The following is an 11,266-nucleotide window of genomic DNA, read 5'->3' as shown; positions in this document are numbered from 1 at the left end:
TTTTTTTATTGAAAAGCAATCATGCTAATAATTAACACAGTGTGGCGACAATCACCTGATCGGCATTAAATAAAGCCGTTACACTATCATTAATATGCATTTTTGCTCTTTAAACATGCTGATTAGAACAGGTGGCAAAAACCATCACTTAATATTATTTCTAAAATAATAACTAAGTAATGGTTTTATTTTTTTATTGAAAAGCAATCATGCTAATAATTAACACAGTGTGGCGACAATCACCTGATCGGCATTAAATAAAGCCGTTACACTATCATTAATATGCAATTTTTGCTCTTTAACATGCTGATTAGAACAGGTGGCACAGACTTCTTGCCCACCTTCTAATGTCACCACTAATTCACTGTTTTCACTGCCTGTCTCAATTTGAGTCAACGTGCCAGAAAGGGCATTGTCATATTGTTGCGCTAAAGAAGTCTCTTTCTCAATATTGACCCAAGGTGCCTTAATTAAAATCAGTACTTCTTTGCCTTTTTTCAAACCGAGGCGATCTGCACTTTTTTCTGTTAATGCTGCGCGAATAGTCGTTTTTTTTATCAGCGAGTTGAACATTAACATGTTGTTGAACCTGAAGATTATCACGTTCAATAATGGTACCAAAAAACTGGTTTCTGGCGCTGGTTTGTAAGGAGAAACGTGAAATAGCCGCTAATAGGCTATCAAGAGGAAGTGAGTCATCCTTTAATACATCAAAGGCTTTTTGCTGAATTTGACCGAGTAGATCGTAAAGTTGAAGTAAACGCTCACAATAATGTGTAAGGGTTGCACCACCGCCACCTTTACCGCCTGTTGCTCTATCAACAAGAAGTTCGTCTGCGAGTTGATTCATTTCATTAATGGCATCCCAAGCACTTTTATAACTAATGCCTGCCATTTTTGCCCCTTGGCTAATAGAACCCGTCGCTTTGATCTGTTTTAATAATGCAACACGACGAGGATCGGCAAAGAGCTTATCTTGAAGTTTAAGAGTTAATAATATTTCTGCTTGCATAATGATAGGCTTCTTCTTTTTTGTGTGTTTATCGCATTTTTTGTGCCGACACAAAGCGATAATTCTCTAGAATATATACATCTATAGCGTTATTATTCGTCATTCGTGAAGAAATGCCAACTCTGGCTTTCCGAATATACCATGATAAAGAGGTTATCATGCTTGAATTGTTGAAAAGTTTAGGGTTTGCTCTCTTGATGGTACCCGTTGTAATGGTACTGATTATGGGCATCATTTATGGTTTAGGTGAAGTGTTTAACTTGATTTCACCAAGTCAGCCAAAAGCAGACAAAAAATCATAAAATCTCCCTCCCTGATTTAGAATAGCCCTTTTTTGAAGGGCTATTTTTTTACTCGTCATACTTCAAGCAACGGCGTTCTTTCGCACTAGTCACATACTTATATATGCTCCTAGTGACTCATTCACTTGTCGCCTAGCCGTGACTTGAATTATTTAGAGTATGTAAATTTCTCTATCTCTATTTTCTGTTTCTTTTTAATGGTTATATTTATTGATATATAACCAGTTTCTCTCATCTAATCCTTTCATTTTTCGCTATATCTTGGTATATACAGCGTGTCATCCTTTAATTTAAGTGGAATTCGAACATGAAAAAATTATCAGGCAAGTTGCTTGCTGGCGCAGTTATTTCTTTTGCTTTAGTCAGTCAAAGTTTTGCATCGGAAAAAGTAACGGTATTTGCGGCCGCTTCTCTTACTAATGCTCTTAATGAAATTTCGGCACAATATAAGCAAGAAAAGAAAACTGACGTGGTTGCATCTTATGCTTCGTCTTCAACGCTGGCGCGTCAAATTGAACAAGGCGCACCTGCAAATCTGTTTATTTCAGCAGACCAGCAGTGGATGGACTACGTAATCGATAAAAATTTAATGGTTGCAGATTCTCGTCATACACTATTAGGTAATGATTTAGTGCTTATTGCCCCTAAAGATAGTCAATTAAATGACGTTGTTATTAATAAGGAAACCAAATGGAAATCCTTGCTTAATGGTGGAAAACTAGCCGTAGGCGATCCGGATCATGTACCTGTTGGTATCTATGCAAAAGAATCATTAGAATATTTAGGTGCATGGGATACGGTAAGCCCTGATATGGCGCGTACTAATAACGTACGTAGTGGTATGGCGCTGGTTGAACGTGATGAAGCACCATTAGGTATCGTATACGGTTCTGATGCGGTTGCGAGTGATAAAGTGAAAGTGGTTGGCATATTTCCAGCTGATAGCCACAAACCTGTTGAGTATCCAATGGCAGTTGTAAAAGGTCAGGACAATAAAGCCGTTCGTGATTTTTATGACTATCTGAAAACACCTCAAGCCGCAGAAATCTTTAAGAAATACGGCTTTAGCCCACTGTAGGAATTATACTTTTGGAGATGTTAAGTGAATACGAATGGCAAGCTATCATACTAAGCCTTAAGGTATCGACTGTTGCAGTTATTATCAGTCTACCTTTTGGTATTTTTATGGCTTGGCTTTTAGTTAGGGTACGTTTTCCCGGTAAATCATTGCTTGATAGCATTATCCATTTACCTTTAGTTCTGCCACCTGTTGTGGTCGGTTATCTTTTACTGATCAGTATGGGGAGACGCGGATTTATTGGTGAGTGGTTGTATGACTGGTTTGGCTTTAGCTTTACCTTTAGTTGGCGAGGCGCAGCACTTGCATCCGCAGTCGTTGCATTTCCACTGATGGTAAGGGCGATCAGATTGGCATTAGAAGCTGTCGATCAACGTATGGAGCAAGCAGCAAGAACCTTAGGGGCTTCACCGATACGCGTCTTTTTTACCATAACGTTACCTTTATCTATGCCGGGGATCATCGCAGGGATTGTGTTGGCGTTTGCGCGCTCATTGGGAGAATTTGGCGCAACAATCACTTTCGTCTCCAATATTCCGGGGGAAACCAGAACAATCCCTTTGGCTATGTATACCTTGATTGAAACACCAGGCGCAGAAATGGACGCTGCCCGTTTATGTGTGATTGCAATTATTTTAGCACTCGTCTCTTTAATGGCTTCAGAGTGGTTAACGCGTTGGGGTCGTAGAAGATTGGGGGGCGTATGCTAGAGATGAATTTTAAACAGACGCTAGGATCACTGCGTTTGGAAATCAATACTGAATTGCCAACAGAAAGTATTACTGCCGTCTTTGGTTTATCTGGGGCGGGTAAAACTTCACTAATTAATGTGATTGGCGGTTTAACCAAACCCGATTCAGGTCGGATTGTATTAAATAATCACACACTGGTTGATACTGAAAAGAAAATTTATCTGCCGCCTGAAAAACGTAAAGTGGGTTATGTATTCCAAGACGCCCGACTGTTTCCTCACTACACAGTAAGAGGAAATTTGCTTTACGGTATGTCACCGACAATGAAAGTACAGTTTGATCGCATTATTCATTTATTAGGTATTGAACATTTACTTTCACGTTTTCCTATCACTTTATCAGGTGGTGAAAAACAGCGTGTGGCAATAGGGCGAGCCTTGTTGACTGCGCCTGATATTATGCTAATGGATGAGCCTTTAGCCTCGCTTGATTTACCGCGTAAACGTGAATTACTGCCGTATTTAGAAAAGCTCTCACAAGATGTACAAATTCCTATTTTGTATGTGAGTCATAGCCTTGATGAAATTATTCGGCTTGCAGATAACGTCATTGTAATGGATGCAGGAAAAATTAAGGCGACAGGTAAACTCGAAGATGTATGGGCAAGTAGTGCATTACGTCCGTGGTTACAAAAAGAGACATTAAGCAGCATCGCCAATGTGATGGTGGTGGAGCACCATAGTCATTACGATATGACAGCAACGGCGTTTGGTAATCAAGTGCTGTGGTTGCCTCAAATTGAGGCAAAAATCGGTCGTGATGTGCGTGTACGTATTGATGCTTCTGATGTGTCATTAACAACGACTCGTCCATCAAATAGCAGTATTCGTAATATTTTGCATATGAAAGTGGTTGAAACCATTAAAAATGATGGTCAAGTTGATGTGAAACTTGTCAATGATGGAAATTATTTATGGGCGAGGATCACCCCTTGGGCGAAAGATGAATTGAATATTCAAGAAGGGCAATGGCTTTATGCGCAAATTAAGAGTATTTCGCTAAGTCGCCACCTTTAATTTATTCGTTATATTGGCTGATCAAAAACCTCATCTTTGATGAGGTTTTGTCTTTTGGATGATATAAAAATAAGACTAAGACAGAATATATTTATGAATAGTTTCAGCAATACCCGGCTGTGAATTTACTTTAGTGACCATTTTTGCACGTGCTTTCACTTCATCTGAAGCATTACCCATGGCAACACCTAAGCCAACATGTTCTAACATGCTAAGATCATTAAAATTATCACCGAAAGCAATTACATCACTCATACTCATACCGTTTGCTTCGACCCAACGTTGTAAACGACGGCCTTTGCTGTTGCCTTTTTTAGCAATATCAACTTGATCAACCCAAGACCATTCACACTCTAAGCCAACTTGTTGCTCGATTTTTTCTACTAATGCATGTAATTCATCGTGATCAGGCGTTGTTGTGGCAATTTTCCAAATTGCATTAACATCATGCATCGCTTTATAAAAATCATCGACTTTAACTAGATTGGGGCGTTGTGTGATAGGAAGGGTATCTGCCCAATTAAGTGTGCGTTGTACTGCTGCGGTAAGTTGGTCATACATCATTGCATCATCAGCATAAACTAAATGGTGTACATCTGTTTGCTTAACGAGATCTAACACAGCTTTGGTTTCTTGAGTTGTTAATGGATCGGATTCGATTACCTTTTTACCAATATAATCATAAAGGTAGGTCCCATTACAACAGATTGCAGGGGTATCAAGATCGAGTGCTTGATAGAATGGATGAATAGCAACATGATGACGACCTGTTACAATTAAGACTTTAACACCTGCTTTTTTTGCAAGATTGAGTGCTTCTAAAGATTCTGGCAGGATACGTTTTTGGTCATCAAGCAGTGTGCCATCAAGATCCAATGCAATAACGCGATATGACATAAATAAGCCCCTTGATAGTATTAAGATGCAATGTTGTTGATGGTACACGTTAACCAATAAAAGATAAACTAGCTTAATCGTGACAGGTTATCGTTGGTTTTTCTATTATTCTTTATAAATCAATGGGTAATTGGGTTTAAGGAGAAGGAATGAAACAGGTCGTTTACGTAGCAAGTCCAGAGAGTCAACAAATCCATGTTTATGCATTAAACACCGAAGGTGAAATGGATTTATTGCAGATTGTTGAGGTTGCAGGACAAGTACAACCGATGATTGCAAGTGCGGATGGCAAATACCTTTATGTTGGTATTCGACCTCATTTTAGTGTGGTGACATTTGCAATTGCTGTTGATGGTCAGTTAGAGCAAAAGGCTATCACTTCTATTCCAAGTACGCCTGTCCATTTATGCTTAGATAAAACAGGGCGTTTTTTATTTGTTCCTTCTTATCACCAAGGCAATTTAGCGGTTTTACCTATTAATGCGAAGGGGATCCCTCAATCACCGATTCAAATTATTGAAGGCTTGAATAAGCCTCATTCATCTAATATCGATTGGAATAATAAACAACTGATTGTCCCTTGTTTAGGTGAAGATCATATTCGTTTATTCGATTTATCAGAAGATGGGCGTTTAACCGAAGTGGGTACTGCCGAGCTGACAACCGCACAAAATGCAGGACCTCGCCATATGGCATTCCACCCTAATGGTGATGTGTTTTATTGTCTTAATGAATTAGATGCGACAATCAATGTTTATCGTCGTATGGGGGATTTATATCGTTTAATGCAAACGGTTGATATCGTCCCTGAAACCTTTAATAGTACTCGTTGGGCGTCAGATATTCATATTACACCGGATGGCCGTTTTCTTTATGCAAGTGAACGCTCTGAAAGTTTTATTTGTGCCATGACAATTTCAGAGACGGGTGACTATTTGCAACCTGTGGGTTATTACCCAACACAAACACAACCTCGTGGCTTTTCTCTTGATAACACAGGTAATTACCTGATTTCTTGTGGTCAAAAATCAGATTTTGCTTCTGTTTCTCGTATTGATAAACAGACTGGCGCATTAACAGAATTAGCACAATATCCTGTGGGTAAAGGTGCCATGTGGGTAACCGTCGTAACGAAATAAACACCATTGTAAACCTCTAGCCTATATCACTTTGCTAGAGGTTTATTTTTTAGCAATGTTTAGGTGAGATTAACCACTTTCTCAATAGATTGAGTCAGTTTAGTCAGGTTTGCTGACGACATAATAAATGGCGGCATGATATAAATCAGTTTGCCAAAAGGTCTGATCCAAACCCCTTCATCCACAAAGATTTTCTGTAACTTTGCCATATCGACGGGTTCATTCATTTCAACCACACCAATGGCACCTAAAATCCGCACATCTTTGACACTTTTAACTTGTTTTAGTGGTAATAACTCTTTTTTAAGTTGTGCTTCTAATAGTGCAACTTGGTTTACCCAATCACCTTTTGCTAACAGAGATAAACTGGCATCAGCAACAGCACAAGCCAATGGATTTCCCATATAAGTTGGGCCATGCATAAAGCAACCTGCATCGCCTTGGCTGATGGTTTCGGCAATATGGCGAGTGGTTAAGGTCGCTGATAAGGTCATGTAACCCCCTGTTAATGCTTTACCTACACACATAATATCAGGAGAAATTCCAGCATGCTCACAGGCAAACAGCTTACCTGTTCGACCAAAACCAGTCGCTATTTCATCGGCAATGAATAACACGTTAAATTCATTACACAAGGCTCTTGCGTGTTTTAAATATTCGGGATGATAAATTCGCATTCCACCTGCACCTTGAACAATGGGTTCAAGCATAACAGCAGCTATTTCTTGATGATGTTGTTCTAGTGTTGAGCGTAATGAGTCGATATCAGCGGGATCCCACTCTTCATTAAAACCCGTTTTTGGTGCATCTACAAAAAGATGATTAGGCAGATAACCTTTATAAAGACTGTGCATGGAGTTATCTGGATCACACACTGACATGGCACCAAAGGTATCACCATGATAGCCTTGTTTTAATGCCACAATGCGTTGACGTTTTTCACCTTTAGCCTGCCAATATTGCAAAGCCATTTTTAGCGCGACTTCAACAGCAACAGAGCCAGAATCAGCTAGGAATATGCATTCAAGAGGCTCTGGTGTTATCGCTAATAATTTTCGACAAAGTGAGACTGCTGGGGGATGAGTAATGCCACCAAACATCACGTGAGACATATTGTTTAACTGTGTTGTCACGGCATTATTGAGTTCTGGGTGATTATATCCATGAATTGCTGCCCACCATGAAGACATTCCATCAATCAGTTTTCTACCATCAGCCAAGACTAATTCAACGCCTTTTGCACTGACGATAGGATAAGCCGGTAAGGGATGGCTCATCGACGTGTATGGGTGCCAAATATGGTGTAGATCGAAAGCGATATCTTCAGGTGTCATTATATTTTTCATTTAATCATGTAAACCAATGGTGATCAATTTTAGTTGACATGATAACCCTATTATTTAAACTGGCAATCACTTTTAAAAAGGAGATTGTATTGTGAGCGCATTAAAACGTTGGACACTAAAAGAAGCTAGAGCACTGTTTGATATGCCATTTTTAGATTTGGTTTTTCAGGCACAACAAGTTCATCGTCAACATTTTGACCCTTCACAAATCCAAGTGAGTACTTTGCTGTCGATTAAAACCGGGGCTTGTCCTGAAGATTGTAAATATTGCGCCCAAAGCGCGCGGTATAAAACGGGATTAGAAAAAGAGCGCTTAATGGAAGTTCAGCAAGTAATTGAATCTGCGAAAAAAGCAAAAGCAGCAGGTTCAACTCGTTTTTGTATGGGGGCCGCATGGAAAAACCCACATGAACGCGATATGCCTTACCTTGAGCAAATGGTCAAAGAAGTTAAAGCGCTGGGTATGGAAACCTGCATGACTCTTGGCAAATTAGATGATTCACAAGCTAATCGATTAGCCGATGCAGGGCTGGATTTTTATAACCATAACCTTGATACCTCACCTGAATTTTACGGCAGTATCGTGACAACACGTACTTATCAAGATCGCTTAGATACACTTGATAAAGTGCGCAATGCGGGGATTAAAGTGTGTTCTGGCGGAATTTTAGGCTTAGGTGAGGAAGTGAAAGATCGCGCTGCAATGTTAGTGCAATTAGCGAATTTGCCACAGCCTCCTGAAAGTGTGCCGATTAACATGCTTGCTAAAATAAAAGGGACACCCTTGGCTGATAATGAAGATGTCGATCCTTTTGATTTTATTCGTACTATCGCGGTTGCTCGTATCATGATGCCACGCTCTTATGTGCGTCTTTCTGCTGGGCGTGAGCAAATGAGTGAACAAACACAAGCATTTTGCTTTATGGCTGGGGCAAACTCTATTTTCTATGGCTGTAAATTATTAACGACAACCAACCCGACTGAAGATAAAGATCACCAGCTATTCCGTAAACTAGGTTTAAACCCTGAACGATTAGCAGTATCTATGGGCGATAATCAGCAAGAAGAAGCTTTGATGCAAGCGGTTGCTAATAAAGATACTGAACAATTTTATAACGCGGCACTGTAATGAGCTGGAAAACCTATATAGATGAACAACTTAATGTGCGTAGAAATACGCCATTATGGCGAAAACGCAAAGTGATTAAACAATCGGATGGACGTTTTTTGATCACAACATCAGGGGAAAAATACCTTAATTTTTCAGGCAATGACTATTTAGGTATTAGTCAACATACGGACGTCATTAAAGCATGGCAACAAGGTGCTGATGAGTACGGTGTCGGTAGCGCTGGTTCAGGCCATATCACTGGATTTACACAAGCTCATGCGCAATTAGAACAACATCTTGCAGAGTGGCTAGGTTACGATAATGCACTGTTATTTTCATCTGGGTATAGTGCTAATCAAGGGGTGATTTCGGCATTACTTGAAAAAAATGATGCCATTATTGCAGATAAACTTTGTCATGCTTCACTCATGGAAGCCGCCGTATTATCACCCGCCACATTATGGCGATTTCTACACAATTCTTCTGATTCTTTATCTCAACGACTTAATAAAACGTCAGCTAATAAAACCTTTGTGGTAACAGAAGGGGTATTTAGCATGGATGGCGATCAAGCTCCATTAACTGAAATAGCAACAATAAGCCGACAACATGAGGCATGGTTAATGGTCGATGATGCGCATGGTATTGGTGTTTTAGGTAAAGAAGGTCGAGGCAGTTGTGATGAAGCGGGGATTAAACCTGAAATATTGGTAGTCACTTTTGGTAAAGCTTTTGGTGTCAGCGGAGCCGCTGTGCTTTGTAATGCATCAACCGCAGCATTTTTTGAACAATATGCTCGCCATCTTATTTACAGTACCTCGATACCGCCAGCACAAGCTATTGCTTTAAATACCGCGCTTAATGTTATTAAGCAAGCGGATAATGAACGGGAATATCTTCAACAATTAATTCATACTTTTCGCCAAGGTGTCATTTCACTTCCAGTTAAATTACTACCTTCAGCAACGGCTATTCAGCCATTAATTATTGGTGATGAACAATTGTGCCAAACACTTTCAGATTATCTGCAATCTAAAGGACTTTGGGTAAAGGCAATCTTTCCACCTACTGTACCTCCTCAAAGTGCGCGTTTACGAATAACGTTAACCACTCGCCATCATCTTTCAGATATTAAGCTGTTAATCGAGACGCTTCATGCTTTCTTCAATCAAAACAGATAAACAACGTATAGCTCAAACATTTGGTAAAGCCGCCGTTCATTACGATAATTACGCCAATATTCAGCGTTATAGCGGTAATAAATTAATGGATTTAGCGCGTCATGATAGTGGCAATATTGTGTTAGATGCGGGATGCGGAACAGGATATTTTAGTCAAAAATGGAAGCAAGAAGGCAAGTTTGTTATTGCACTTGATCTGTCACACACCATGCTACAAGTGGCAAAACAGCAACAGCGAGCCGATGGTTACTTACAAAGTGATATTGAGCATTGTGCCGTTGCACCACAAAGTGTGGACATTGTATTCAGTAATTTAGCGATGCAATGGTGTGATGATTTATCGGGTGCGATTAAAACACTAATGAATACGGTCAATATAAAAGGCGCACTTTATTTCTCAACACTGACTACGTTGACATTGCAAGAAGTCAGAGAGGCTTGGCAATCTCTGGATCAGCATCCTCATGTAAATCCTTTTTTATCGCTCCACGATATTGAGAAAGCGTGTTGTGGTTTTCATTACCAATTTTCCACTGAAATGGTCACTGAACAATATGATTCATTACATGCGCTCTTTGCTTCTTTGAAAGGCGTTGGTGCTAATTTTGTGCAGGGTAATCGACAAAAAGGGTTAATGACACGACAGAAATTTCGTGCACTAGAAAATGTCTGGAAAACAGAATCAGGTAAATATTTGCTCACTTATCAAATTGTTATAGGAAAAATATCACATGGCTAAAACATGGTTTTTAACAGGCACAGATACAGAAGTGGGTAAAACGGTAGTTAGTGGGGCTCTATTACAATGTGCAGCACATCAAGGGTATCAAACCGCAGGTTATAAGCCTGTTGCATCGGGCAGTGAGTGGCTAAATGAAGGTTTACGTAATTCAGATGCACTTACACTGCAAAAATTCAGTACGGTAAAGTTAGATTATCACCGCGTTAATCCTTATTGTTTTGAAACGCCAACGTCACCACATATTGTTAGCCAAGAAATGAATCAGCCTATTGATTTTGATGTGATGTCAGAAGGTTTGTCTTACTTAAAGCAGCAAGCTGATTGGGTTTTAGTCGAAGGTGCTGGTGGTTGGTTTACACCACTGTCAGCAAATCGATTTTTCTCTGATTGGGTTATCACTGAAAAACTACCTGTTATTTTGACCGTGGGGGTAAAATTGGGTTGCATTAATCATGCGTTATTAACACAACACGCAATTATGCAGTCTGGTTTAACATTGGCGGGTTGGGTTGCAAATGAAGTTGAACCTGCGGGGCGATATCAGAAAGAATATCTAGCAACACTAAAACAGCATATTAAAGCCCCATTCTTAGGTAAAATACCCTACTTAAATGAAGTAAAAAGAGCATAATTTTACGCCTTATCTCGATCTTTCTTGTTTAAAACAAAGTTGATAGGGTGTTATTAAGC

At 39.7% G+C, this 11,266-nt stretch carries 11 protein-coding genes and 1 pseudogene; 9 read left to right on the top strand and 3 right to left on the bottom strand.

Annotated features, from left to right (window positions below; translation table 11 throughout):
• Positions 1-219: 219 nt before the first annotated feature.
• Positions 220-1,012, bottom strand: a pseudogene (modE, locus tag BHE89_RS00540) (molybdenum-dependent transcriptional regulator).
• 158 nt (positions 1,013-1,170) lie between these two features.
• Here modE and BHE89_RS00535 point away from each other — a divergent pair.
• The 4 genes from BHE89_RS00535 (at position 1,171) to modC (ending at position 4,160) form a co-directional block, all read left to right on the top strand.
• Positions 1,171-1,314, top strand: a complete 144-nt coding sequence (locus BHE89_RS00535; RefSeq protein ID WP_071788544.1) for an AcrZ family multidrug efflux pump-associated protein — start codon at positions 1,171-1,173, stop codon at positions 1,312-1,314.
• A 307-nt stretch (positions 1,315-1,621) separates the two neighbouring features.
• Positions 1,622-2,392, top strand: coding sequence for a molybdate ABC transporter substrate-binding protein (modA, locus tag BHE89_RS00530; protein ID WP_069367499.1), 771 nt, complete (start codon positions 1,622-1,624; stop codon positions 2,390-2,392).
• 17 nt (positions 2,393-2,409) lie between these two features.
• Positions 2,410-3,102, top strand: a complete 693-nt coding sequence (gene modB / locus BHE89_RS00525) for a molybdate ABC transporter permease subunit (protein ID WP_069367500.1) — start codon at positions 2,410-2,412, stop codon at positions 3,100-3,102.
• Entirely contained in the window at positions 3,096-4,160 is a 1,065-nt protein-coding gene (modC, locus tag BHE89_RS00520) for a molybdenum ABC transporter ATP-binding protein ModC (protein ID WP_069367501.1), read from the top strand. The genes modB and modC overlap by 7 nt, the downstream gene beginning before the upstream one ends.
• Positions 4,161-4,235: 75 nt before the next feature.
• Here the strand turns inward: modC and BHE89_RS00515 are convergent, their stop codons facing one another.
• A complete protein-coding gene (locus BHE89_RS00515) occupies positions 4,236-5,057 on the bottom strand; it encodes a pyridoxal phosphatase (RefSeq protein WP_069367502.1) in 822 nt (273 codons plus the stop codon).
• A 149-nt stretch (positions 5,058-5,206) separates the two neighbouring features.
• Between BHE89_RS00515 and pgl the strand changes: the two genes are divergently transcribed.
• On the top strand, positions 5,207-6,196 hold the full coding sequence (gene pgl / locus BHE89_RS00510; RefSeq protein WP_069367503.1) for a 6-phosphogluconolactonase: 990 nt from the start codon (positions 5,207-5,209) through the stop codon (positions 6,194-6,196).
• 59 nt (positions 6,197-6,255) lie between these two features.
• Here pgl and bioA read toward each other — a convergent pair whose 3' ends face one another.
• Positions 6,256-7,530: an adenosylmethionine--8-amino-7-oxononanoate transaminase gene (gene bioA / locus BHE89_RS00505; RefSeq protein WP_069367504.1), complete on the bottom strand. Its 1,275-nt coding sequence runs from the start codon at positions 7,528-7,530 to the stop codon at positions 6,256-6,258.
• 103 nt (positions 7,531-7,633) lie between these two features.
• On the opposite strand from bioA, the gene bioB reads away from it, so the two are divergent.
• Genes bioB through bioD form a run of 4 tightly spaced genes read left to right on the top strand, consistent with a single transcriptional unit; the run spans position 7,634 to position 11,207 of the window.
• Positions 7,634-8,671 (top strand): biotin synthase BioB, encoded by a 1,038-nt coding sequence (gene bioB / locus BHE89_RS00500; RefSeq protein WP_036912109.1) that lies wholly within the window; start codon positions 7,634-7,636, stop codon positions 8,669-8,671.
• Positions 8,671-9,834, top strand: a complete 1,164-nt coding sequence (gene bioF, locus BHE89_RS00495; protein ID WP_069367505.1) for an 8-amino-7-oxononanoate synthase — start codon at positions 8,671-8,673, stop codon at positions 9,832-9,834. The genes bioB and bioF overlap by 1 nt, the downstream gene beginning before the upstream one ends.
• A complete protein-coding gene (gene bioC / locus BHE89_RS00490; RefSeq protein ID WP_069367506.1) occupies positions 9,809-10,573 on the top strand; it encodes a malonyl-ACP O-methyltransferase BioC in 765 nt (254 codons plus the stop codon). Before bioF ends, bioC begins: the two co-directional genes overlap by 26 nt.
• Positions 10,566-11,207 (top strand): dethiobiotin synthase, encoded by a 642-nt coding sequence (gene bioD / locus BHE89_RS00485; protein WP_128860259.1) that lies wholly within the window; start codon positions 10,566-10,568, stop codon positions 11,205-11,207. Before bioC ends, bioD begins: the two co-directional genes overlap by 8 nt.
• Positions 11,208-11,266: the final 59 nt, after the last annotated feature.

Origin of the sequence: Shigella sp. FC1967 (assembly GCF_001743005.1) — a bacterium.
Lineage (GTDB): Bacteria > Pseudomonadota > Gammaproteobacteria > Enterobacterales > Enterobacteriaceae > Proteus.
This window is presented reverse-complemented; position numbering and strand designations above follow the sequence as displayed.

Excerpts from the sequence above, each read along its gene's own strand:
- modB (WP_069367500.1), top strand. The coding sequence starts at position 2,410 with ATGTTAAGTGAATACGAATGGCAAGCTATCATACTAAGCCTTAAGGTA.
- modA (WP_069367499.1), top strand. The coding sequence starts at position 1,622 with ATGAAAAAATTATCAGGCAAGTTGCTTGCTGGCGCAGTTATTTCTTTT.
- BHE89_RS00515 (WP_069367502.1), bottom strand. The coding sequence starts at position 5,057 with ATGTCATATCGCGTTATTGCATTGGATCTTGATGGCACACTGCTTGAT.
- BHE89_RS00535 (WP_071788544.1), top strand. The coding sequence starts at position 1,171 with ATGCTTGAATTGTTGAAAAGTTTAGGGTTTGCTCTCTTGATGGTACCC.
- pgl (WP_069367503.1), top strand. The coding sequence starts at position 5,207 with ATGAAACAGGTCGTTTACGTAGCAAGTCCAGAGAGTCAACAAATCCAT.
- bioF (WP_069367505.1), top strand. The coding sequence starts at position 8,671 with ATGAGCTGGAAAACCTATATAGATGAACAACTTAATGTGCGTAGAAAT.
- bioA (WP_069367504.1), bottom strand. The coding sequence starts at position 7,530 with ATGACACCTGAAGATATCGCTTTCGATCTACACCATATTTGGCACCCA.
- bioD (WP_128860259.1), top strand. The coding sequence starts at position 10,566 with ATGGCTAAAACATGGTTTTTAACAGGCACAGATACAGAAGTGGGTAAA.
- bioC (WP_069367506.1), top strand. The coding sequence starts at position 9,809 with ATGCTTTCTTCAATCAAAACAGATAAACAACGTATAGCTCAAACATTT.
- modC (WP_069367501.1), top strand. The coding sequence starts at position 3,096 with ATGCTAGAGATGAATTTTAAACAGACGCTAGGATCACTGCGTTTGGAA.